The following is a 21312-nucleotide window of genomic DNA, read 5'->3' on the forward strand; positions in this document are numbered from 1 at the left end:
GCCAAGTCCGTTCGTCATAATCAACAACGCTCCTTGCTATTGAAGCAAAGCTCAAGAAGGGCCGCACTCCGCGGTGTTTAAATAAATGAAGCGTACCTATCAACCATCCAAGCTTGTCCGCAAGCGTCGTCACGGCTTCCGTGCCCGTATGGCTACCAAGGGCGGCCGTGCGGTTCTTTCCGCTCGCCGTAACCGCGGCCGCAAGCGTCTTTCGGCCTAACGGCCGAAGTGCCCGATGATCCAGGATGGCGGGCAAATTGACGAATGAACGACCCAGAAGGACTGTCGGGCGGCTGAAAAGCCGGCCGCAGTTTCTTGCAGTCCGTGAAGGCGAGAAGCGCAAGGGCGGCTTCTTTCTCCTAGAGATGCTGGACCGCAAGCTTGCCGACGCCGAACCCCGCGTTGGTTTTACCGTTACCAAAAAACATGGCAACGCAGTGGAGCGCAATCGCATGCGGCGCAGGCTGAAAGAAGCCGTGCGTCTTCATGCCGGGTTTGCAATGCAGCCCGGACACGACTATGTGGTTGTCGCGCGGCGCGATGTGCTGACCGCACCTTTCGAAAAACTGGCAAGCGAACTCGTAAGCCGCATCGAAAACAGGCCGAAACATCGGCGGTCGGAAACGGACCGCTCCAGGAAAGTATGATGGAAAACAACCGCAATTACTTCATAGCAATTGCACTGTCCGTGCTGATTGTTCTCGGCTGGCAGTTTTTCTATATGAACCCGCGCCTCGAGGCGCAGCGCCAGGCCGAGCAGGCCGCCAAGCAGCATCAGCAGACCCAGCAGGCTCAGACGACACAGTCTCCGGCCGCAGGGACCGCAGTGAACGGTGCGCTGCCGGCGAACGGCCAGACGACGTCGACGGTCCTTACCCGCGAACAGTCGGTCGAAAAGACTGCAGCCTCGCGCGTTGTCATCGATACGCCCGCGCTTGCCGGTTCCATCAACCTGGAAGGCGCTCGCCTCGATGACCTGCGTCTGAAGAGCTATCACGAGACCGTCGACAAGAGCAGCCCGATCATCACGCTGTTCAGCCCTGCCGACACCAAGGACGGCTACTTCACCGAACTCGGCTATGTCGGCAACGACGCGACCGGCGCGGTTCCCGGTCCTTCGACCGTGTGGAAGCTCGCAGGCGGCGACAAGCTGACGGACAAGACGCCGGTCACGCTGTCCTATACCAACGACAAGGGCGTCACCTTCTCGCGCACGATCTCCGTCGACGATCGCTATATGTTCACGATCACCGACAAGATCGCCAACAGCAGCCAGGCTCCGGTTTCTCTGTCGAGCTATGGCCGCGTTACGCGCTACAACAAGCCTGAGACGCCCTCCGCATACGTTCTGCACGAAGGCTTCATCGGCGTTATCGGCGATGACGGCCTGATCGAGACCAAATATGCTTCGACCGAGAAGGAAGCCACGACACCGGCAAAGTCGACCGGCGGCTGGCTCGGCATGACCGACAAGTACTGGGCCGCAACCGTCGTGCCGCCGCAGTCGACGGCCTATGACGCCCGCTTCTCGCATTTCGCCGACGGCACGCCGCGTTATCAGGCCGATTACAAGCAGGATGCGATCACGGTCGCTCCCAGCCAGTCGATCGAGCTGAAAAATCTCGTCTTCGCCGGCGCCAAGGAAGTTCCGGTCATCGATCGCTATGAAACCAGCTATTCGATCCCGCGCTTCGACCGCCTGATCGACTGGGGCTGGTTCTATTTCATCACCAAGCCGATGTTCAAGCTGATGGATTTCTTCTTCCGCTTCTTCGGCAATTTCGGCGTCGCCATCCTCTGCACGACCATCGTCGTCAAGGCGCTCTTCTTCCCGCTCGCCAGCCGGCAATATGCCTCCATGGCGAACATGAAGCGCATGCAGCCGAAGATGGAAGAGCTGAAGGCGAAGTTCGGCGACGACCGCATGGGCCTGCAGCAGGCGACCATGCAGCTCTACAAGGAAGAGAAGATCAATCCGATCGCGGGCTGCTGGCCTGTGCTCCTGCAGATCCCGATCTTCTTCTCGCTCTACAAGGTGATCTACATCACCATCGAGATGCGTCACGCGGCGTTCTTCGGCTGGATTCAGGATCTTTCCGCTCCGGATCCCACCTCGATCGTCAATCTCTTCGGCCTGCTGCCCTTTGCGGCTCCGACCTTCCTGCATCTCGGCGTCTGGCCGCTGATCATGGGCGTTACCATGTTCTTCCAGATGCGGATGAACCCGACGCCGCCGGACCCAACCCAGGCGATGATCTTCAACTGGATGCCGCTGGTATTCATGTTCATGCTGGCAAGCTTCCCGGCCGGCCTCGTGATCTATTGGGCCTGGAACAACACTCTCTCGGTGATCCAGCAGTCGATCATCATGAAGCGTCATGGCGTGAAGGTGGAGCTCTTCGACAATCTGAAGGGTCTCTTCAAACGAAAACCGGCGCCATCGAAATAAATGCAAAAGCCCCGCTTCGGCGGGGCTTTTCTTTTTCGCAACCGGCTTGCTGTCGAGATGAGGCGCAGGTTCGCGACAGCGCTTGGGATGCTGACCTGCTCAGAGATGCCGACGGAAGAAGGCCAGCACCTCACCATCGAACGATTTGTGAAACGAGATCCTGTCGAACTCCTCCTGATCCGTGCAGATCTCCGGCTGCAATGCGGTCAAGGCAGGCGGACATGGCGCCAGGAAAACAAAATGTGCTGAGGCCGACACGACATGGAAGTCGGGCTTTTCAGGCAGATTGGCGGCCAGTGCCGCGACGCTCTCAGGCAGCACCCCATCACCGCCATGCTCGGAACTCCAGAGCTGAATGGGCGCGGCGACGGACTTCAAGCTCTTCTTGTCCGTAAAGAAGCTCAACGGGTCGGCAAGCACGAGCGCCTTTATGCGCCCGTCGCGGGCAAGCGGTTCGGCCGGCATTTCATTGCGGCGAATTTCACCACAGATGGGAGCAGGTTCAGGACAAGACACCGTGGGATCGCGAAAGTCAGGCATTGCTCCGGCAAGCACGAGACCGGTATAGCCGCCTCGCGAGAAGCCGAAGAAACCGATGCGATCGGGATCGACCTTTGCGGCGCCGTACCATTTGCCGAGGATGAAATCGAGCAGGCGCTTAACGTCCGCCGGTCGCTGGAACATGATCGAAATATCGCCCGCCCGGCTGAGATCGGAGAAGTTGTCGCCGGGATGGTTCAACGCGACCACCAGAAAACCCGCATCTGCCAGCATCTCTGCTGTATCGTGATGATTGAGAGAGCCGCCGCCATGTCCATGCGACACGATCACCAACGGCAGTTTCTCGCCCACGATCGGGCAGTCGCGCACCGCAGGCAGCGCAACTGGTCCCAGTTGCACCTCGCCAGGCGGTGTCGCGCAGGGCGACCAGACGAAACCGCTCAAAGCCGGGCCACCGTCACTGGCGGGCACGTTGATCGACGCCAGGCCCGCGGCTTGAGCCGATACTGAGGCTAAGGCGAAGACGATGAGAAACCCGATTTTCGAAAAGCGCATTTTTCTTCTCCGGACATGATGATGAAAGTCAAAAGAACAAGCATCGGCGAACCGTCTCACGGCCTTCCGTTCGCTCGGGACTGAGATGTCAGCGATAGAGAGTGGCTAGGCGACGCCGACGGTGCGGATGGGGATCAGCAGATCGGTGGTGATTTCATGCTCCATCACCTTGGTCGGATGATTGAGATAGAGCTCGATGACCGGGCGATCATCTGGCTCGAAGCCGCTTTGCGGCAACCAGCTGCCGAACAGTGTTTGGAAGGTCGAGGAAATGAGCGCATAGGGTCCGACGAGCCGGTAGCAGGCATAACGGCCACCCGGCACCTCGTATCGCTCGAGCCCTTCCGTCACCTCACTATCGGCCGGAAGCACCACTCCCGCAAAATAACGAAACCCTTCATCCTGCTCTGGATCGCCGGAACCGATGCCGATCCGCGTCAGATCGCTCCAAACCAGTCCTCGCTCCGATAATTTCAGCGCAAGACGGCGGTAGGTGTGCGGGATCGTCTGAGCCGGGCCTTCATGCGACAGGCCGAGTACTGTGACATGCGGCCGATCGCCAACCATGACCGATGGCAGATTTGCCGCAATCGACTGCTGCTGCATCTGAAACTCCGTCGGGCTGAGGCCCGTCAAGCTGCGAAAGGCGCGTGCGAAACTCTGTGAGCTATCGTAGCCGGCCTCCAGCGCCGCCTCCGTGATCGAGACCGGGTTTGCAACCAGCTGATATGCCGCCTGAGCAAGCCGCACGCGCCGGATCGTGGCCGCAACGCTTTCACCCGTCATCGCCCGGTAGAGCCGATGAAAGTGAAACGGTGAGAAATGGGCAACCGCGGCCAGACTTTCGATGGAATGCGGCGCCGAAGGATCAAGCATGATCGCTTCGATGACCCTTGCGATGCGGCGGCGATAGCTATGTTCCGTTGCAGTCTTCATGACGTCGAGCCTTAGCACGGCTTTCGCGGCCGTGCGGTGCAGCAATTGCGGATTTTGGATCGAATTCGGCAAGCATCGTCGTGCCGACTGGATTTCGTTCGGCGATCAAAACTTGACTTTCGCGGATAAAACCCCGAAGCCAATGCACTCATTCAAGCAAAAGACCGAGAGCATGGCCGACCAGACGACAAAAGACGACAAGCCGCTTTTCGGGCGCCCGTGGATCTTCATCCGCGGCGTGCCGTCGATGAAGTTCCTGCCGCCGGAAGGGCCGTTCGAAGTGGCCTTCGCCGGACGCTCGAATGTCGGCAAGTCGTCGCTGATCAATGCGCTGGTCGGACATAAGGGCCTGGCGCGCACCTCGAATACGCCGGGGCGCACCCAGGAGCTCAACTATTTCGTTCCAGACGGCTTTTCCGGCGAAGGCGGCGACCTGCCGCCGATGGCACTGGTCGACATGCCCGGCTACGGCTATGCAGAAGCGCCGAAGGATCAGGTCGATGCCTGGACGAAGCTGGTGTTCGACTATCTGCGCGGGCGCACGACGCTGAAGCGCGTCTACGTGCTGATCGACAGCCGCCACGGCATCAAGAAGAACGATGCGGAGGTTCTGGACCTACTCGACAAGGCCGCCGTGTCCTATCAGATCGTGCTCACCAAGACCGACAAGATCAAGGAAGCGGGCCTGCCGAAACTGCTCGCCGACACAGCGGAGAAAATCCGCAAGCGCCCGGCCGCCTATCCCGGCATTCTCGCCACTTCCTCGGAAAAGGGCGCCGGCCTTCAGGAACTGCGCGAGGCCATTGGGCTCACGGTCGGCATCGACGTCTGAACAATTCATTCGAATCCATGCGATGAGGCCGCCGCTCTATGCCGCTTGGCGAGAGCGGCGGCCGTGTTGCCGCGGAGGATCACGTCTTCGGCAACAACACCTTGTCGACGACATGGATCACGCCGTTCGACTGCTTGACGTCGGCGATGGTGACGTGAGCGGTGCCGCCGGCCTCATCGATCAACGTCAGCTTGCCGCCTTTTTCCATGGCCTTGATGGTGCAGCCGCCGACTGTTTTCAAATCGTACTCGCCACCCTTGCTCATCGCCCATTTCTTGAGAGCGGCGGCCATATCGTCACCGGCGACGACATGGCAAGTCAGCACCTTGACCAGCGTTGCCTTGTTCTCCGGCTTCAGCAGGTTGTCGACCGTGCCCGGAGGCAGCTGCTTGAAGGCTTCATTGGTCGGCGCGAAGACGGTGAAGGGGCCTTTGCCTTCGAGCGTGTCCACAAGCCCTGCTGCCTTCACGGCAGCGACCAGCGTCGTGTGGTCTTTTGAATTCACGGCATTCTGAATGATATTCTTGCTTGCGTACATCGCCGCCCCGCCCACCATGGGGTCCTTGGCGTAGGCCAGGCTCGCTCCGGCCGAAACCATTGCTGCCAACGCGCCGATGCGAATCACGGTCTTGATCATGACTTGTCCTCTTCCTCTTTTTGCCCCGATCAGTCGGGGTCAAAGGAAGGTACGCAGGCGTATGGAGAAGAGTTTCAGCCGATGACGTTTTCTGAAGAGGAATTCGTCAGGGCACTTGGATCGTGCCGGAGGCAACCACGTTGCCTGTTGGCTTGCCTGTCGGCGAGCCCCCGAAAGGCTCGACGCTGATGGCGATGATGGCGCCTTCGGTCAATTTGCTGTGAAGCTCCGGCGGCAGGCTGATCTCGCCCTCACCGGTCTGCGGCAGGATACCCAGAGCCTCGGCGGGATCGCTGCCGCGAATCAGCCAGAGTTCCAGCGACTTCTCATCCGGCTTGCCGGCAGCGACCGGCGTCACTTTCAAGCGGCCATTGGCGACATCGTAATTGGCAAGAAGATTGACGGCGCTGTTCTGGCCGGAAAGGGATGCGGTGAGCTGCTTGCCGGGGGCGGGACGGAGACTCGCTTCATTCGTGATAGCAAAGACCAGAACACCGGCCGCCAGAAACAGCGAACCGAAGGCGACCGAGCGCCAGAGTACGAGCGACTTCCAAAGATGGGCGCCAAGCGCGGCTTCCCCAAAAATCCGCTTTTCGATCTTCGGAAACACCGCTTTCGCGGGCGTTGCCGATTCGTATTCCTCGTTGAATTCCGAGAGATTCTGCTCCCAGCGGCTGACGATGGCCGCGAACTGGCGGTCGCTGCGCATGCGTCTCTCGACCTTCTGCCGATCCTCCAGCGAGAGCACGCCAAGCACGTATTCTCCGGCCAGGACTTCGTCGCGGGAGCGGCCTCCCTTGCTTTGATCGGGCGTACTCATCGGTCCATGCACTCTCTTAGTCTGATCAGGCTCCGGCGCAGCCAGGTGCGCATGGTATTCAAAGGTACCGAGTGTTGATCGGCGAGTTCCTGGTAGCTCAAACCCTCGACATAGGCGCTGCGAACAGCCCGGGCGCGATCAGCTTCCAACTCTTCCATGCACCTGTCAATCCGCCTGCCTTCTCCCTTCGCGATTGCTTGCTCTTCCGGGTCTGGTTCTGTATCGGCGAGATCGTATGCGCTGTCGAATTCGTCGGCAACAGGCTTACGGGCACGAACGAAATCGATGGATCGATTGCGCGCAATCGCCGCCAGCCAGGGCATAGCCGACCCCTGGGAAGGGGCAAACTGCTCGGCACGCTGCCATATCCTGACGTAGACTTCCTGCAAGACCTCTTCCGCGTCTGTTCTATTGCCTATGATACGCAGGCAAACACCATAGAGTTTCGGGCTGGTGCGTTTGTAGAGCGCCGCGAAGGCCTTTTGGTCGCGCATGGCGACATGGCCGATCAGCGCTTCCGTCTCCTCGCTCGCCGCCATCCAACACCCCACTCAGACGCCTGGCCCAACATTAAGACAAAAGTGCGCCCAGGCAACCTCGCCGACGCGATCAATTTTGACAGCGCTATTGTGACACAGCATCAACTTATGCCGACATCATTATTCCCTCTGTCAAAAACTTGAGATAAAAGGCCGCGAACATTTTCGAAGGGTGCACCATGTCCGAAGCCCACAGCGAACTTCAAGCCAGCCTACTCGCGCAGGCGCTGCCCTACATGCAGCGTTACGAAAACAAAACCATCGTTGTGAAATACGGTGGTCACGCCATGGGCAACGTCGAGCTCGGCAAGGCATTTGCAGCCGACATCGCCCTGTTAAAGCAATCGGGTGTCAACCCGATCGTCGTCCACGGCGGCGGCCCGCAGATCGGCGCCATGCTGACGAAGATGGGCATCGAGTCGAAGTTCGAAGGCGGGTTGCGCGTCACCGACGCCAAGACGGTCGAGATCGTCGAAATGGTGCTTGCCGGTTCGATCAACAAGGAAATCGTCGCGCTGATCAACCAGACCGGCGAATGGGCGATCGGCCTTTGCGGCAAGGACGGCAACATGGTCTTCGCCGAAAAGGCGCACAAAACCATCAAGGATCCGGATTCCAACATCGAGCGCGTGCTCGATCTCGGCTTCGTCGGCGAAGTGGTCGAAGTCGACCGCACGCTGCTCGACCTGCTTGCCAAGTCGGAGATGATCCCCGTCATCGCTCCGGTCGCTCCAGGCCGCGACGGCGCCACCTACAACATCAACGCCGATACCTTTGCCGGTGCGATCGCCGGTGCGCTCAGCGCCACGCGCCTGCTGTTCCTTACAGACGTTCCGGGTGTCCTCGACAAGCAGGGCCAGCTGATCAAGGAATTGTCCGTCGCCCAGGCACATGCCCTGATCGCTGACGGCACGATTTCCGGCGGCATGATCCCGAAGGTCGAGACCTGCATCGACGCCATCAAGGCCGGTGTTCAGGGCGTCGTCATCCTCAACGGCAAGACGGCTCACTCGGTACTGCTCGAAATCTTCACCGAGCGCGGCGCCGGCACGCTGATCGTTCCTTAGGGACAATGCGCCCTCCCCGAGCGGGGTAAGGGCGTATCTTTTCATTGCCCGATGCGATGCGCTCAACCGAAATCGGTTGAGCGGGTCAGATCTTCCCAGACAGCGATCTCCTCGCTGAAGACGGCGAGCTTCTCCCGCACCAAATTCAGCGCGTCGGTCCCGAGCAGCAGATGGACGGGCGGGTTTTTGGACGCGACCAGCGCCAATATGGCGGCAGCTGCCTTATGCGGGTCGCCGGCCTGATTGCCGCTCTTTTGCTCGCGTGCCTTCCGGATCGGATCGAACAGCTCATCGTAGTCGGCGATGCTGCGGCCGGAGCGCACCATGGAGCGCCCAGCCCAATCGGTGCGGAACGATCCGGGCGCGACAGCGGTCACGTCGATGCCGAAGCCCTTCACCTCTTTCGCCAACACCTCGCTGATGCCCTCCAGCGCGAATTTGCTGCCGCAGTAATAGGCAATGCCGGGCATGGTGATGAAACCGCCCATCGAAGTGATATTGATGATGTGCCCGACACCACGGCGGCGCATGAAGGGCAATACCGCCTTGATCATGGCGACGGCTCCGAAGACATTGACATCGAACTGGCGCCGCATCTCGTCGAGCGGCGATTCCTCCAGTGTGCCCTCATGGCCGTAACCGGCATTGTTTATGAGCACGTCGATCGGTCCAATCTCCGCCTCGATGCCGGCGACCGCGGGCTCGATCGCGCCGAAATCGGTGACATCGAGCAACACGGCCTTGGCCCGCTCCGGAGAGATCGCTTCGAATCGCGCCTTGCCATCCGCATCGCGAACCGTGCCGGCAACGCAATGGCCAGCGACAAGCGCCGCCTCGGCGAAGGCTCGACCGAAACCGGAACTGACGCCGGTGATCAGGAATAACTTGCTGTCTTTCGAACTCATGGGGTCTCCTTGCTTGTTGGCGTGCCCACGCTCGATAGTGGTCGCACTTCGCCTAGGTGGAGACGGCATGACTGCCAGTCCAATATATTGCTGTGGCTTTGTTCATATTTTAAAGATATGCCACCGCTGACCTGGAGAGCTATGAATGGAACTGCGCCACCTCAAATATTTTCTAGCCGTCGCCGAGGAGCTGAATTTCACGCGGGCGGCGCGACGGGTAGGTATCGGTCAACCGCCGCTCAGCAATCAGATCCGCGATCTGGAGGAGGAAATCGGCGCACCGCTGTTTCGCCGCCTGCCGCATGGAGTCGAACTGACCCAGGCGGGCGAGGTCTTTCTAACTGAAGCGCAGGTGATCGTGGCAAGGGCCGAGCAAGCCAAAGGACTGGCGTTGAAGGCGGCGCGCGGCGAACTCGGGCGACTACGGATCGGGTTCACCGGTTCGGCGGCCTTCAGTCCGATCGTACCGTCATCCGTACGCAGCTTTCGCCGCGCCTATCCGGAAATTGACCTGACGTTGGAGGAGGCACACACGACCCGATTGCTGGAACGGCTTGAGGCGGAGGAATTGGATGCGGCCTTCATTCGGCCGGGCGACACCGACCCGCCCGCTTTCCGGTCACACGCACTTGCCGACGAAGCCATGATGATCGCCCTGCCCTCGGGCCATCCGCTGGCAGCGAAGGAAAGCCTGCCTCTCTCTGCCCTGTCCGAAGAAATCTTCGTGCTGTTTCCGCGCGCTGCCGGCCCGAGCTTGTTCGACGGGATCATCGCCGCCTGCCGACAAGCGGGCTTTGAACCGATCCTCGGACAGATCGCACCGCAGATCACGTCGATCGCCAATCTGATTGCCGTGGAACTCGGCGTTTCGCTGGTACCGGCGGCAATTGCTCAAATCCGAGTTCCGGGCGTTGCCTATGTTCCCATCTCGGACAATGGACCGATCGCACGGCTGACACTCGCGACACGTCGCGACGAACGCTCGGCCGCTGTGCAGAATTTCATTGCACGCGCTCTGGCAACCAAGGTCGTGCTTGCGTGATCAGTCTTGCCGATAGACCGCCTCGGCTTCGCTCTTCAGCATTCCCATGATGGAGCGATAAGGCGCAGCGCCATAGCTGATGCGGCTGACACCCAGATCAGCCATGGTCTGGTTATCCGGCGTCGTCGGCCGGACCATGATGTTGACCGGCAGGGGGGAACGCTCGCAGAGAGCTCCGATCAATTCCGGATCGACAAGACCCGGCGCGAAGAAGCCGCTGGCTCCCGCCTCCGCAAAAGCATCGGCGCGCTTGAAGGCATCGTCGAGCAGGATCTGATGGTGGGCCGTATCGCTTTCCTGAAGGAAAAGATCAGTGCGGGCGTTAATGAACAAGGGAAGTTCGCGCCGATCAGCCATCTCCCTGATAGCGCGAATGCGGGCGACCTGAGCCTCGATCGGATGAACGCCGTGCCCGCCGATGACCTGGTCCTCGAAATTGATGCCGATGGCGCCATGATCGACGATCTTTTCGACATTGGTGGCGACTTCCTCGGGTTCGACGGCATATCCGCCCTCGAAATCGACCGACAGAGGCAAGTGGCTCGTCACCGAAATCAGCTTGGCAGTGACCGCCAGCAGCGAGAGCGGAATAGCCTGCCCGTCCCCGAAGCCGTTGGCCGCAGCAACTGCCCAGCTGCCCGTGGCCAGCGCTTTCGCACCCGCCTCCGTAACCGCCTTGGCCGAACCGGCATCCCAAATATTGAAAAGGATCAGCGGCTCGCCCTTCTTGTGCAGCCGCGCAAACTCCTGCGCCTTTTCCACCTGACTCATCGCATCCCCTTCCGAAAAGCCCGGCCGGGCAATTTCCTCTCCATCACCCGAAAGGGCTCAAGCCCTCCCTCACCAGCAAATAGAGCAAAACCCCGGAAATCAATGGTGGAATCATAGCCGGCATTGGATCAACCGGCAATGTCCGCAAGGCCTATATGCGGCAGCATGAATATTTTTCCTTTTCCTTGGCCGAGGCGGCGTGTCATAACCGCGACCATGAGCCAGCCAAAAACGCTATCTGAGCCGTCAGATTTCTCAGACATCCGCGATTGGGTGTTCGATCTCGACAACACTCTCTATCCGCATCATGTCGATCTCTTCGCGCAGATCGACTTGAACATGACCGCCTATGTCTCGGCCCTGCTGCAGATGGAGCGGGAAGATGCGCGCAAGCTGCAGAAACAATATTATCTTGAGCATGGCACGACCCTGCAGGGGCTGATGATCCATCACGGCATCGACCCCATTGATTTTCTCGAGCGGGCACATGCGATCGACTATTCGGCACTGACGCCGCAGCCCGAGCTGGCCGCCGCCATCAAGGCGCTGCCGGGGCGCAAATTCATCTTCACCAACGGCAGCGTGAAGCATGCCGAGACAACCGCCGGCGCGCTGGGCATTCTCGACAATTTCGACGGCATCTTCGATATAGTCGCTGCCGATTACGTGCCGAAACCCGCTGGCAGCACCTATGACAAGTTCATGAGTCTCAATCGTGTCGACACCAAGAAGGCGGCGATGTTCGAGGACCTGCCGCGCAACCTCACCGTGCCTAAGGCGCTCGGTATGAAGACGGTGCTGCTCGTGCCTCAAAACATCGAGGCGACCAATGTCGAATGGTGGGAGCGCACGACCGGCGAAGACGACCACATCGACTATGTGACCGACGACCTCACGGCCTTCCTCAAAGCGCTGATCTAACCATTCATAAGGCTGGGGTTACGAAAGTTTCATCAGCGTTACAGAGGTTTAATTGGTCGTTTTTGACGGCCGGCCGTATCGTTTGACCATTCCTCGACACGAAAGGAAAAACGATGAACGGGAAACAAATTCTTCTTGCAGGGCTTTCCGCAGCCCTTCTGGTGGGCGGTGCCGCTCAGGCTAGCTTCGCTGCCCAAGGCGATGAAGCAAGAGGCGGTCATCACGGCAGGCACTGGCATGGCCCCCGCTTTTCACCGGAAATCGTCTATGTGCGCATGCTGAAACAATTCGGCCAACCCGGCGACACCAAGGTCACGCGGGATGAGGTCAAAGCCGGCGTCGACAAGCTCTTCGACCAGATCGACACCAACCACGATGGCCAGATTACGCCCGGCGAACTGCGCGCCTATCGCCAGGAACGCTTCAAGGAATGGAAGGCCGAACGCGCCAAGGCCGACGGCAACGATCAGGCCAAGACCGATCAAACCAAGCCGGATCAGGCAAACGGCGACCAGGCGGATGCCGGCAACAAGGACAACGACGGCGGACGGCATCACCACCGGCCGCGCGGCCGCTTTATGCACGAAGCAGGCATGATGCGCGGTTTGATGATGTTCCACCGCGTCGACAAGGATGAAAACGGCCAGATCAGCAAGCAGGAGGCCGAAGATGCGGCCAACAAGCTCTTCGACCGAATGGACCGCAACCATGACGGTGTGATCTCGCTGGACGATATGCCGAACCGGCCGCTGCTGTAGGCCGACTGATCTCTAGCGATCCGGAATGAATGCCATCGCATTTCACGGCTCGCGCTTTGACCGAAATGTCATAGCAAAAGCCCGCCCTCGCTCATGCGACGGCGGGCCTTTCGTTTTCAATGGCCGTTTTCGTTGTGGCCGTTGTCGTGCTCGTAGAAATCCGCGACGATCTTCCAGGCTTCTTCCGCGGTATCGACGAAGCTGATTAGGTTGACGTCGTCGGGGGCGATGGTGCCGAATTCGGCAAGCGCATCGAAATTGATGATGCTGCGCCAGAATTTTTCGCCGAAGAGAATGAGCGGCAGGCGCTCCATCCGGCCGGTCTGGATGAGCGTCAGGCATTCGAACAGCTCGTCCATCGTGCCGAAGCCGCCCGGGAACACCGCGATCGCCTTGGCGCGCACCATGAAATGCATCTTGCGGATCGCGAAATAGTGGAAATTGAAACTCAGTTCCGGCGTCACGTAGACATTCGGCGCCTGCTCGTGCGGCAGGACGATGTTGAGGCCGATCGAAGGGGCGCCCTCTTCGGCTGCGCCGCGATTGCCGGCTTCCATCACGCCCGGGCCGCCGCCGGTGACGACGACATATTCATGGAAATCGAAGCCAGCCGAATAGCGGGAGCAAAGCCGCGCGAACTTGCGCGCCTCTTCGTAATAGACCGATGCGGCCTCGAGATTGGCGCGCTGCACGTCGTTGCGCGCGGCCCAGGCATTGGTGCCGGGTGCAGGGATACGGGCGCCGCCGAACATCACGACGGTCGACTTGATGCCCTTCTCGGTCAAAGACATCTCGGTCTTCAGCAATTCCAGCTGCAGACGGATCGGCCGCAACTCCTCGCGACACAGAAAATCCTCATCGGCATAGGCAAGCCGGTAGGAGGGCGACATCGACTGTGGCGTGCGCGGCACGGATTCTGCGCGCTTCTTGTCCGCCGAGCTCGTCTTCAAGGGGTCCCATACCCCATCCTTGCGCCGCAGCCTGCCGTTCTTCGACTTGCTCATCTATTCATGCCTTTCGAATCGATCGTGACGAGCCATTCTCGCGCGAAGGCGCGAATAGCCAAGCTCTTGCATATGCCCCTACAACGCCTTGATTCCAAGCTCAATCGGCGCCGAAAAGACATTCCATTTTCAGGCTCCATGCTATAGGACCAATCGACCATATCCGGAGCCGCTGCCGGAAAACACGATAGGCACTGACGTTTTAAGGAATTCCCATGAGCGCTAACGATCTCGCCTCCCTCGAAAAGTCCATCGAGGCTGCCTTCGACAATCGCGACAATGTGAACACCGCGACGCGCGGCGAAGTCCGCGACGCCGTCGAGACAGCACTCAACCTCCTCGATAGCGGCAAGGTTCGCGTCGCCGAGCGCGGTGCAGACGGCAACTGGACCGTCAATCAGTGGCTCAAGAAAGCGGTTCTGCTCTCCTTCCGCCTTAACGACATGAAGGTCGTCGAAGGCGGCCCGGGCAATGCCACCTGGTGGGACAAGGTTCCCTCAAAGTTTGAAGGCTGGGGCGAGAATCGCTTCCGCGAAGCCGGCTTCCGTGCCGTGCCGAACGCAGTCGTGCGTCACTCCGCCTATATCGCTCCAAACGCCATCCTGATGCCGTCCTTCGTCAATCTCGGCGCCTATGTCGGTGAAGGTACCATGGTCGACACCTGGGCAACCGTCGGCTCCTGCGCGCAGATCGGCAAGCATGTTCATCTCTCCGGCGGCGTCGGCATCGGCGGCGTTCTGGAGCCGATGCAGGCAGGCCCGACGATCATTGAAGATAATTGCTTCATCGGCGCCCGCTCGGAAGTCGTCGAAGGCTGCATCGTCCGCGAAGGTTCGGTGCTCGGTATGGGCGTCTTCATCGGCAAGTCCACCAAGATCGTCGATCGTGCTACCGGCGAGATCACCTATGGCGAAGTTCCGCCTTACTCGGTGGTCGTCGCCGGCTCGCTGCCGAGCAGTAACACCATGGCAAACGGCCAACCGGCCCCGAGCCTCTATTGCGCCGTCATCGTCAAGCGCGTTGATGAAAAGACCCGCTCGAAGACCGGCATCAACGAGCTGCTGCGCGACTGATCTTGAAACTTTTGGAAGCGCGGTTGCCACATCGCGCTTCCCTTATGCTTGCCGGGTAAGCATGCCTGTGCGATTGCTGGAATCGCAGCAAAGAATTTCGGCTCGTCGTCGACCCTTTGCCATCGCTTTGCCATTTCCCGCCGGATAAATTGTCCCCGATGACCGTTACCGATCCCGTCACCAATCTGCAGACCCTCATTCGCTGTGCTTCCGTCACGCCTGCCGAAGGCGGGGCGCTGACCGCACTTGCTGACATGCTGTCGCCGCTCGGCTTCAAGGTCGACCGCATGACGGCGACCGAACCGGGAACGCCCGATATCGAAAACCTCTATGCACGCCTCGGCACGGACGGGCCGCATCTGATGTTTGCCGGGCATACGGATGTCGTCCCGGTCGGTGATGCCGCCTCCTGGAGCCATCCGCCCTTTGCCGCCGACATCGCAGACGGAGAGCTTTTCGGCCGCGGCGCTGTCGACATGAAGGGCGGTATCGCCTGCTTCGTGGCCGCCGTGGCGCGTCATATCGAAAAGCACGGCAAGCCCGCCGGCTCGATTTCCTTTTTGATAACAGGCGATGAAGAAGGGCCGGCGATCAACGGCACGGTCAAGCTGCTGCAATGGGCCGCCGAACGCGGCGAGACCTGGGATGCATCGCTCGTCGGCGAACCGACCAATCCGGACCGGCTGGGCGACATGATCAAGATCGGCCGCCGAGGCTCGATCTCCGGTTTCATTACGGTTCACGGCGTTCAGGGCCATGCGGCCTATCCGCACCTTGCCGACAATCCGGTGCGCAGCATCGTCAAGCTGACCGAGGCGCTGCTCGACCCGCCCTTCGATGCCGGCACCGATAATTTCCAGCCGTCCAACCTCGAAGTGACGACGATCGATGTCGGCAACGCCGCGACCAACGTTATCCCCGCCAGGGCGACCGCTGCTTTCAACATCCGTTTCAACGACACCTGGACGGCCGAGGCGCTGAAGGCCGCGATTGTCGCCCGTCTCGACGCGGCAGCCGCCGATGAAACGCTGCGGCCCGGGCGGGCGCCGGCAAAGTACGACATTACCTGGTCGGAACGGCCCAGCCACGTCTTCCTGACTCGCAACAATGCGCTGATCGCCTCGCTCTCTTCCGCCATCGAAAACACAACAGGTCAAAGGCCTGTGCTTTCGACGACGGGAGGCACCTCGGACGCCCGCTTCATCAAGGACTATTGCCCGGTCGTGGAATTCGGCCTGGTCGGCAAGACCATGCATATGGTGGACGAACGCGTCGCAGTCTCGGATCTCGAAACGCTGACCGAGATCTACCAGACCTTCATCAAGCGCTGGTTCGAGAATGCCGACCTTTAAGGAAGTCCAATACTACCTGTCCGGCCTATGGCTGCTGATCCGCATGGATGCGCGCGGCTTTCAGTATCTCGACATATCGGACCGCGGCATGCTGCGGTCCTTCTGGGCCATTCTCTGGTGCCTGCCGCCGATCGGCATTTCCTGGCTCTGGTGGCGACAGGCCTACCTAATTGCCATGCCGCCCGAAACGGCGACGGGCCTTGCTTTCTTCCTGCGGCTGGCGCTGGTCGAAGCTGCAAACTGGGTGATCCCGCTCGTTCTCGCGGGCCTGCTGCTGCTCATCTTCCGGTTCGGCGACAAGTTTGCGCCGATCGTGGTCACGGTGAACTGGCTTGGGGTACCGACGTCCTATCTGAACGCACTGCTCATTGCGCTGATCGCCTTCGTCCCCGGCTCCAGCGGGCTGGTGGCGCTGCTATGGCTGGTGTTGATGATGGCGATCATCTTCTCGATGGCGCGCATCCTCAGGATGATCTGCGGTGCTCATCCGCTCTTCATCGGTGCGCTGACGCTGGTGCTGATGATCCCCAGCATGCTACTGACGGACTTCCTGCAGCGCTTCCTCGGCGTCTATCCACCGGGTTGAGGCCGGCGCCTATCGCGCCATCACTTCGCCGCCTTCTTTCGTGAACGGACCGATATCCGGATTCGGCAGGATATCCAGTACGAGCTCAGAGGGACGGCAGAGGCGCACGCCCTTCTCGGTCACCACGATCGGACGATTGATCAGGATCGGGTGTTCGATCATCCGGTCGAGCAGTTGATCGTCGGTGAGATATGGATTGCCGAGGCCGAGTTCGTCATAGGGCGTTCCCTTTTGCCGAAGCAGATCGCGAACCGGAAGGCCCGTGGCAGCTATCAGCTCCACCAGTTCTTCACGACTGGGCGGCATCTTCAGGTATTCAACGACGACAGGTTCCTCGCCGGACTGGCGGATCATCGCCAACGTATTGCGCGAGGTGCCGCAGACAGGATTATGATAGATCTTCACCGTCATCGGCATTCTCTCCTTCGCCGCCGGCAGCACCGGCGCCGTCGCGATAGTCCACCTGCATGAAATAGAGCCCGTCCGGCGGGGCGACGGGGCCGCAGGCCTTGCGATCCCGAGCCTCCAGTGCCGCACGCACATCGTCGGGCGTCCACTTGCCTTCGCCTGCGAGCTTCAGCGTGCCGGCGAAGGAGCGGATCTGATTGTGCAGGAAGCTCTGCGCCGTGGCGCGGATCTCGATCAACTCGCCACTGCGCGTCACATCCAGCCGGTCGAGCGTGCGCACCGGGCTGTTTGCCTGGCAATGGGCCGAGCGGAAAGTGGTGAAATCGTGCCGGCCGACAAGGGTCTGCGCGGCGGCATGCATGACCTCATGATCCATATCCTTCGGCACCCACCACGCGCGCCCGGCTTCCAATGCCAGAGGCGCCCGGCGGGTGATGATGCGATAGAGGTAATGGCGGCGAATGGCCGAAAAGCGCGCGTCGAAGCTCGCATCGACCTCTTCGATATCGAGAATGGCAACACGATCGCCGGCCATCCGCAAATGGGCGTTGAGCGCGTTGCGCAGCGTGTAGATCTTCCATTCCTTGGAAAGATCGGCATGCATCACCTGTCCCATGGCATGCACACCGGAATCCGTGCGTCCCGCGCCGCGGATCGAGACCGTTTCGCCGGTCAAAGACCGGATAGCGCCCTCGATCGCCCCCTGCACGGAAGGACCGTTCTCCTGGCGCTGCCAGCCGACATAGGGAATGCCGTCATATTCGACGGTCATTTTGTAACGCGGCATCAGGCTTGCTCCGAGGCAAGCAGGGTGCCTGGCGCAATCGGCGTACCGCGCAGGAAATCGGCGGCCGCCAAGGGCTTGCCGCCCGCCTTCTGCAGCTTGGTGAGCCTAACAGCGGCAGTGGCACAGGCAATGATGAGATCGTCCGTCAGCACTTTGCCGGGCTCTCCATTGCCTTCGGACAGTTCCGAGCCCAGCACCTTGATGCGCTCTGGCCGACCGGCAATTTCGGCTTCGAACCAGGCACCTGGGAAAGGCGACAAGCCGCGAATGTGATTATGGACATCGGCCGCCGGCTTGCCGAAATCGATGCGGGTCTCGGCCTTGTCGATCTTGGCGGCATAAAGAACGCCTTCGGACGGCTGAGTCGTCAGCGGCAGCTCATCATGCTCCAGCTTGTTCATCGCCTCGGCCATGGCTTTCGCGCCCAGGAGCATCAGCCTGTCGTGGAGTTCGCCTGCAGTCATGGTGTCGCCGATCTCGACTTCGCGTGTGAGCGCAACCGGGCCGGTATCGAGCCCCTTATCCATCTTCATGACCATCATGCCGGTCTTGGCGTCACCAGCCATAATCGCCCGCTGGATAGGGGCCGCACCGCGCCAACGCGGCAGCATCGAGGCATGGCCGTTGTAGCAACCAAGGCGCGTGCCTGACAGAATCGCCTCCGGCAGCAGCAGGCCGTAAGCCACGACGACAGCGACATCCGCATCCAGATCGCGAAAACGCTGGCGCTCGTCCGGATCCTTGAAGTTGACTGGAGTGAAAACAGGCAGGCCCAGCAACTCGGCCGCCTGATGAACCGGCGACTTCTGCAGATCAAGCCCGCGCCGGCCACCTGGGCGCGGCGGCTGCGTATAGACCGCACGAACCTTATGCCCGGCATCGATCAAGGACCGCAATGTCGGTACGGAGAATTCGGGCGTTCCCATGAAAATGATGTTGAGCGACATGCGATCCATCCGGCTTAAAGTATGAAGATTCGAGCGACCGGATTCCGGCGGCCTTTGCGCCATCGGGGTCAAACGCTAGCCGTCATCGGACAGGTCAGGCGCGGTGATCGATCGTTCCGGTCTCCGCATCGTAGCGAACAAAGGCCGCAGCACCAAATGAAGCGGCCTTTGCCAGGAAATGCCTCAGAGAGCCTTGGCCTTGGCGGCCTTGGTGAACTTCTTGATCACCATCTCGCGCTTCAGGCGCGAAATATGGTCGATGAACAGCACGCCGTTCAGGTGGTCGATCTCGTGCTGCACGCAGGTCGCCAGCAGGCCGTCAGCCTCGGTGAGCTGCTCCTTGCCGTTGCGGTCCAGATGCTTGACGGTGACGCGCGCCGGGCGCTCCACTTCGGCATAGTAATCCGGAATGGAAAGGCAGCCTTCCTCGTAGACCGAACGCTCGTCGGACGAAGCGACGATTTCCGGATTGATAAACACGAGCGGCTTCTTCTCTTCGCCTTCGCGCGCAACATCGATGACCAGGAGACGGCGGGGAACGCCGATCTGGATCGCCGCAAGGCCGATGCCGGGCGCATCATACATGGTTTCCAGCATATCGTCGGCGAGACGCTGAATTTCAGTATCGATCTGCTCGACAGGCTTTGAAGCCTGACGGAGCAGCGGATCGGGCAAAATGATGAGTGGCTTGATCGTCATGACGTCTCCCATAACGCATCTTGCGGTGCGATGGAATCGCCAAGATGGTGGTGGTGTTGTGTTTTTTCGTCGACGGCGATCTAGGCACTCGCAGGCCGTCTCGAAATTTTGTTCACGGTTTGATCTGGATATTCGCCACGATTTTGTTATGGTGCGAAGAAGACTTCCACGAGCGCGCCAGGTTTCATGTCCTTCATCCTCTTCGGCCAAGCCATTTCCACGGTCCAGCTTCTGACCGGCCTCGTCATTCTGCTTGCTATCGCGGTGATCGTCCTCTTCGTCCGCAGCAAGGCACGAGCGGAAGACGATGCGCTCGACGCTGAGCACACGATGGCCGCGCTGCTGCGGTCGCAGGCGGAGATGCAGGGACGGCTCGCCGCCATGGCCGAAGTCTTCGGCTCGAGGCAGGCCGAGCTAAATCAGGCCATCGGCCAGCGGCTGGACGGCATGTCACAGCGCGTAACCGCGACAATCGGCGAGCAGACGCGCTCGACGCATGAAAACCTGCGCCGCCTGCAGGAGAGGCTTGCCGTCATCGATGCCGCACAGACGAATATCCAGACGCTGGCGAAGGATGTCGTCGGCCTGCAGGCTATTCTGTCCAACAAGCAGACGCGCGGCGCCTTCGGCCAGGCCCGCATGGAAACTATCATCGCCGATGGGCTGCCAATGGGTGCCTATGCGTTTCAGGCGACGCTATCGAACGGCTCGCGGCCGGATTGCACCATTCGCATGCCGAACGGTTCGCCGCCGCTTGTCATCGATGCCAAGTTTCCGCTGGAAGCCTGGAACGCCATTCGCGCTGCGGCAAGCCCCGAGCATGGCAAGATCGCCGCTCAGCAGTTTCGCCGGGATCTGGAACTGCATATCCGCGACATCTCAGAGAAGTATCTCATCCCGAGCGAAACGCAGGACACGGCCTTCCTCTTCGTGCCGTCCGAGTCGATCTTTGCCGAGATCCACGAGAATTTCGAGGCGATCGTGCAAAAGGCGCAACGTGCCCGCATCGTCATCGTCTCGCCCTCCCTGCTAATGCTGTCAATCCAGGTCATCCAGGCAGTGCTGAAGGACCAGCGCATGCGCGAGCAGGCTCACGTCATCCAGAGCGAAGTGGCGCATTTGATGGACGATCTCTCGCGGCTCGACGAGCGGGTGCGCAAGCTGCAGGGCCATTTCGCCATGGCACAAAAGGATGTCGACATGATCGTCACCTCGGCCGACAAGCTTGCGAGACGCGGCGAGCGGATCGAGGCGCTGGAATTCGAGGCCGCGAAAGAGCCTGCCAAGACGCGACCGGAGGAAAGATCCAAGCCGGTCGACAACCGCACGAGCCAACTCAAGTTGAGGGTGGTTGACGAAGACTGATCGCTTCGGCAGTGTCGCGCCCAATCGATGCACGATCCTAAAAGAGATAAGATGGCCTCCAGGCAGGATCGGGCAGGACAGAACCCAGGGCAGGATATCGCATGATCACTATCTTCGGCTCCATCAATATGGACCTTATCGCCACCACGGATCGCTTGCCGAAGCCGGGAGAAACCGTCGCCGGTAACGGCTTTGCCACGGCAGCCGGTGGTAAGGGTGCCAATCAGGCGCTTGCCGCGCGCCGTGCAGGTGCAACGGTGCAGCTCAGCGGCGCGGTCGGCAATGACAGCTTTGCGGAACCGGCACTTGCTCTGCTCGACGCTGCCGGTACCGATCTTTCGACCGTCAAGCACGTCTC

At 60.3% G+C, this 21312-nt stretch carries 25 protein-coding genes; 13 read left to right on the forward strand and 12 right to left on the reverse strand.

The window, feature by feature from the left end; translation table 11 throughout:
- Positions 1 to 85 precede the first annotated feature (85 nt).
- The 3 genes from rpmH to yidC are packed head-to-tail and all read left to right on the forward strand — an operon-like array spanning position 86 to position 2449.
- Entirely contained in the window at positions 86 to 220 is a 135-nt protein-coding gene (gene rpmH, locus QD461_RS22155) for a 50S ribosomal protein L34 (RefSeq protein ID WP_041677194.1), read from the forward strand.
- 25 nt (positions 221 to 245) lie between these two features.
- Entirely contained in the window at positions 246 to 647 is a 402-nt protein-coding gene (rnpA, locus tag QD461_RS22160; RefSeq protein ID WP_414089680.1) for a ribonuclease P protein component, read from the forward strand.
- Positions 647 to 2449: a membrane protein insertase YidC gene (gene yidC, locus QD461_RS22165; protein ID WP_184706704.1), complete on the forward strand. Its 1803-nt coding sequence runs from the start codon at positions 647 to 649 to the stop codon at positions 2447 to 2449. The genes rnpA and yidC overlap by 1 nt, the downstream gene beginning before the upstream one ends.
- A 99-nt stretch (positions 2450 to 2548) precedes the next feature.
- Here yidC and QD461_RS22170 read toward each other — a convergent pair whose 3' ends face one another.
- Entirely contained in the window at positions 2549 to 3505 is a 957-nt protein-coding gene (locus QD461_RS22170; protein WP_414089681.1) for an alpha/beta hydrolase family protein, read from the reverse strand.
- A gap of 105 nt (positions 3506 to 3610) precedes the next feature.
- Positions 3611 to 4441: an AraC family transcriptional regulator gene (locus QD461_RS22175; RefSeq protein ID WP_414089682.1), complete on the reverse strand. Its 831-nt coding sequence runs from the start codon at positions 4439 to 4441 to the stop codon at positions 3611 to 3613.
- Positions 4442 to 4613: 172 nt separating this feature from the next.
- Here QD461_RS22175 and yihA point away from each other — a divergent pair, with 172 nt between their 5' ends.
- Entirely contained in the window at positions 4614 to 5273 is a 660-nt protein-coding gene (yihA, locus tag QD461_RS22180; protein WP_184706570.1) for a ribosome biogenesis GTP-binding protein YihA/YsxC, read from the forward strand.
- Between the two features lie 79 nt (positions 5274 to 5352).
- Here yihA and QD461_RS22185 read toward each other — a convergent pair whose 3' ends face one another.
- The 3 genes from QD461_RS22185 to QD461_RS22195 all read right to left on the reverse strand — a co-directional run bounded on the left by QD461_RS22185 (position 5353) and on the right by QD461_RS22195 (position 7269).
- Complete coding sequence (locus QD461_RS22185; protein ID WP_414089683.1) at positions 5353 to 5910, reverse strand: fasciclin domain-containing protein; 558 nt, start codon at positions 5908 to 5910, stop codon at positions 5353 to 5355.
- A 106-nt stretch (positions 5911 to 6016) separates the two neighbouring features.
- Positions 6017 to 6730, reverse strand: a complete 714-nt coding sequence (locus QD461_RS22190) for an anti-sigma factor domain-containing protein (protein WP_414089684.1) — start codon at positions 6728 to 6730, stop codon at positions 6017 to 6019.
- On the reverse strand, positions 6727 to 7269 hold the full coding sequence (locus tag QD461_RS22195) for a sigma-70 family RNA polymerase sigma factor (protein WP_414089685.1): 543 nt from the start codon (positions 7267 to 7269) through the stop codon (positions 6727 to 6729). The genes QD461_RS22190 and QD461_RS22195 overlap by 4 nt, the downstream gene beginning before the upstream one ends.
- A gap of 179 nt (positions 7270 to 7448) precedes the next feature.
- On the opposite strand from QD461_RS22195, the gene argB reads away from it, so the two are divergent.
- Positions 7449 to 8336, forward strand: a complete 888-nt coding sequence (gene argB / locus QD461_RS22200; RefSeq protein ID WP_004120889.1) for an acetylglutamate kinase — start codon at positions 7449 to 7451, stop codon at positions 8334 to 8336.
- A gap of 62 nt (positions 8337 to 8398) precedes the next feature.
- Here the strand turns inward: argB and QD461_RS22205 are convergent, their stop codons facing one another.
- Positions 8399 to 9241 carry an oxidoreductase gene (locus tag QD461_RS22205; protein WP_414089686.1) on the reverse strand — a complete coding sequence of 281 codons (843 nt, stop codon included), beginning with the start codon at positions 9239 to 9241 and terminating at the stop codon, positions 8399 to 8401.
- Between the two features lie 145 nt (positions 9242 to 9386).
- Between QD461_RS22205 and QD461_RS22210 the strand changes: the two genes are divergently transcribed.
- Positions 9387 to 10283 (forward strand): LysR family transcriptional regulator, encoded by an 897-nt coding sequence (locus QD461_RS22210; protein WP_414089687.1) that lies wholly within the window; start codon positions 9387 to 9389, stop codon positions 10281 to 10283.
- Here the strand turns inward: QD461_RS22210 and QD461_RS22215 are convergent, their stop codons facing one another.
- Positions 10284 to 11054, reverse strand: coding sequence for an isocitrate lyase/PEP mutase family protein (locus tag QD461_RS22215; RefSeq protein WP_414089688.1), 771 nt, complete (start codon positions 11052 to 11054; stop codon positions 10284 to 10286).
- Between the two features lie 216 nt (positions 11055 to 11270).
- On the opposite strand from QD461_RS22215, the gene QD461_RS22220 reads away from it, so the two are divergent.
- Positions 11271 to 11975: a pyrimidine 5'-nucleotidase gene (locus tag QD461_RS22220; protein ID WP_414089689.1), complete on the forward strand. Its 705-nt coding sequence runs from the start codon at positions 11271 to 11273 to the stop codon at positions 11973 to 11975.
- A 113-nt stretch (positions 11976 to 12088) separates the two neighbouring features.
- Positions 12089 to 12733: a calcium-binding protein gene (locus tag QD461_RS22225; protein WP_414089690.1), complete on the forward strand. Its 645-nt coding sequence runs from the start codon at positions 12089 to 12091 to the stop codon at positions 12731 to 12733.
- Between the two features lie 116 nt (positions 12734 to 12849).
- Here QD461_RS22225 and QD461_RS22230 read toward each other — a convergent pair whose 3' ends face one another.
- Positions 12850 to 13737, reverse strand: a complete 888-nt coding sequence (locus QD461_RS22230; protein ID WP_184706552.1) for an LOG family protein — start codon at positions 13735 to 13737, stop codon at positions 12850 to 12852.
- 215 nt (positions 13738 to 13952) lie between these two features.
- Between QD461_RS22230 and dapD the strand changes: the two genes are divergently transcribed.
- From dapD to QD461_RS22245, 3 genes are all read left to right on the forward strand, one after another.
- Positions 13953 to 14810: a 2,3,4,5-tetrahydropyridine-2,6-dicarboxylate N-succinyltransferase gene (dapD, locus tag QD461_RS22235; protein ID WP_414089691.1), complete on the forward strand. Its 858-nt coding sequence runs from the start codon at positions 13953 to 13955 to the stop codon at positions 14808 to 14810.
- Positions 14811 to 14968: 158 nt separating this feature from the next.
- A complete protein-coding gene (dapE, locus tag QD461_RS22240; RefSeq protein WP_414089692.1) occupies positions 14969 to 16162 on the forward strand; it encodes a succinyl-diaminopimelate desuccinylase in 1194 nt (397 codons plus the stop codon).
- Entirely contained in the window at positions 16149 to 16748 is a 600-nt protein-coding gene (locus QD461_RS22245; RefSeq protein ID WP_414089693.1) for a hypothetical protein, read from the forward strand. Before dapE ends, QD461_RS22245 begins: the two co-directional genes overlap by 14 nt.
- Before the next feature lie 9 nt (positions 16749 to 16757).
- Here the strand turns inward: QD461_RS22245 and arsC are convergent, their stop codons facing one another.
- From arsC to def, 4 genes are all read right to left on the reverse strand, one after another.
- Entirely contained in the window at positions 16758 to 17159 is a 402-nt protein-coding gene (gene arsC / locus QD461_RS22250; protein WP_414089694.1) for an arsenate reductase (glutaredoxin), read from the reverse strand.
- Positions 17137 to 17943: a tRNA pseudouridine(38-40) synthase TruA gene (truA, locus tag QD461_RS22255; RefSeq protein ID WP_414089695.1), complete on the reverse strand. Its 807-nt coding sequence runs from the start codon at positions 17941 to 17943 to the stop codon at positions 17137 to 17139. The genes arsC and truA overlap by 23 nt, the downstream gene beginning before the upstream one ends.
- Positions 17943 to 18890: a methionyl-tRNA formyltransferase gene (gene fmt / locus QD461_RS22260; protein ID WP_414089696.1), complete on the reverse strand. Its 948-nt coding sequence runs from the start codon at positions 18888 to 18890 to the stop codon at positions 17943 to 17945. The genes truA and fmt overlap by 1 nt, the downstream gene beginning before the upstream one ends.
- Positions 18891 to 19073: 183 nt before the next feature.
- Positions 19074 to 19589: a peptide deformylase gene (gene def, locus QD461_RS22265; RefSeq protein WP_184706538.1), complete on the reverse strand. Its 516-nt coding sequence runs from the start codon at positions 19587 to 19589 to the stop codon at positions 19074 to 19076.
- Positions 19590 to 19775: 186 nt separating this feature from the next.
- Between def and QD461_RS22270 the strand changes: the two genes are divergently transcribed.
- Together QD461_RS22270 and QD461_RS22275 are read left to right on the forward strand one after the other, a co-directional pair.
- Entirely contained in the window at positions 19776 to 20954 is a 1179-nt protein-coding gene (locus tag QD461_RS22270; protein ID WP_414089697.1) for a DNA recombination protein RmuC, read from the forward strand.
- A gap of 101 nt (positions 20955 to 21055) precedes the next feature.
- Positions 21056 to 21312 (forward strand): PfkB family carbohydrate kinase (locus tag QD461_RS22275; RefSeq protein WP_414089698.1); only part of this gene is annotated, 257 nt, incomplete at its 3' end.

The organism is Rhizobium sp. BR 314 (genome assembly GCF_047445805.1).
Classification (GTDB): domain Bacteria; phylum Pseudomonadota; class Alphaproteobacteria; order Rhizobiales; family Rhizobiaceae; genus Rhizobium; species Rhizobium lusitanum_B.

What these genes read in the sequence shown, in the direction of transcription:
- QD461_RS22210 (WP_414089687.1), top strand. Translation starts at nt 9,387, where the DNA reads ATGGAACTGCGCCACCTCAAATATTTTCTAGCCGTCGCCGAGGAGCTG.
- yidC (WP_184706704.1), top strand. Translation starts at nt 647, where the DNA reads ATGGAAAACAACCGCAATTACTTCATAGCAATTGCACTGTCCGTGCTG.
- QD461_RS22195 (WP_414089685.1), bottom strand. Translation starts at nt 7,269, where the DNA reads ATGGCGGCGAGCGAGGAGACGGAAGCGCTGATCGGCCATGTCGCCATG.
- QD461_RS22230 (WP_184706552.1), bottom strand. Translation starts at nt 13,737, where the DNA reads ATGAGCAAGTCGAAGAACGGCAGGCTGCGGCGCAAGGATGGGGTATGG.
- rnpA (WP_414089680.1), top strand. Translation starts at nt 246, where the DNA reads ATGGCGGGCAAATTGACGAATGAACGACCCAGAAGGACTGTCGGGCGG.
- fmt (WP_414089696.1), bottom strand. Translation starts at nt 18,890, where the DNA reads ATGTCGCTCAACATCATTTTCATGGGAACGCCCGAATTCTCCGTACCG.
- dapD (WP_414089691.1), top strand. Translation starts at nt 13,953, where the DNA reads ATGAGCGCTAACGATCTCGCCTCCCTCGAAAAGTCCATCGAGGCTGCC.
- rpmH (WP_041677194.1), top strand. Translation starts at nt 86, where the DNA reads ATGAAGCGTACCTATCAACCATCCAAGCTTGTCCGCAAGCGTCGTCAC.
- argB (WP_004120889.1), top strand. Translation starts at nt 7,449, where the DNA reads ATGTCCGAAGCCCACAGCGAACTTCAAGCCAGCCTACTCGCGCAGGCG.
- QD461_RS22245 (WP_414089693.1), top strand. Translation starts at nt 16,149, where the DNA reads ATGCCGACCTTTAAGGAAGTCCAATACTACCTGTCCGGCCTATGGCTG.
- QD461_RS22205 (WP_414089686.1), bottom strand. Translation starts at nt 9,241, where the DNA reads ATGAGTTCGAAAGACAGCAAGTTATTCCTGATCACCGGCGTCAGTTCC.
- dapE (WP_414089692.1), top strand. Translation starts at nt 14,969, where the DNA reads ATGACCGTTACCGATCCCGTCACCAATCTGCAGACCCTCATTCGCTGT.
- QD461_RS22270 (WP_414089697.1), top strand. Translation starts at nt 19,776, where the DNA reads ATGTCCTTCATCCTCTTCGGCCAAGCCATTTCCACGGTCCAGCTTCTG.
- QD461_RS22215 (WP_414089688.1), bottom strand. Translation starts at nt 11,054, where the DNA reads ATGAGTCAGGTGGAAAAGGCGCAGGAGTTTGCGCGGCTGCACAAGAAG.
- def (WP_184706538.1), bottom strand. Translation starts at nt 19,589, where the DNA reads ATGACGATCAAGCCACTCATCATTTTGCCCGATCCGCTGCTCCGTCAG.
- QD461_RS22170 (WP_414089681.1), bottom strand. Translation starts at nt 3,505, where the DNA reads ATGCGCTTTTCGAAAATCGGGTTTCTCATCGTCTTCGCCTTAGCCTCA.
- QD461_RS22185 (WP_414089683.1), bottom strand. Translation starts at nt 5,910, where the DNA reads ATGATCAAGACCGTGATTCGCATCGGCGCGTTGGCAGCAATGGTTTCG.
- yihA (WP_184706570.1), top strand. Translation starts at nt 4,614, where the DNA reads ATGGCCGACCAGACGACAAAAGACGACAAGCCGCTTTTCGGGCGCCCG.
- arsC (WP_414089694.1), bottom strand. Translation starts at nt 17,159, where the DNA reads ATGACGGTGAAGATCTATCATAATCCTGTCTGCGGCACCTCGCGCAAT.
- QD461_RS22190 (WP_414089684.1), bottom strand. Translation starts at nt 6,730, where the DNA reads ATGAGTACGCCCGATCAAAGCAAGGGAGGCCGCTCCCGCGACGAAGTC.
- QD461_RS22225 (WP_414089690.1), top strand. Translation starts at nt 12,089, where the DNA reads ATGAACGGGAAACAAATTCTTCTTGCAGGGCTTTCCGCAGCCCTTCTG.
- QD461_RS22175 (WP_414089682.1), bottom strand. Translation starts at nt 4,441, where the DNA reads ATGAAGACTGCAACGGAACATAGCTATCGCCGCCGCATCGCAAGGGTC.
- QD461_RS22220 (WP_414089689.1), top strand. Translation starts at nt 11,271, where the DNA reads ATGAGCCAGCCAAAAACGCTATCTGAGCCGTCAGATTTCTCAGACATC.
- truA (WP_414089695.1), bottom strand. Translation starts at nt 17,943, where the DNA reads ATGCCGCGTTACAAAATGACCGTCGAATATGACGGCATTCCCTATGTC.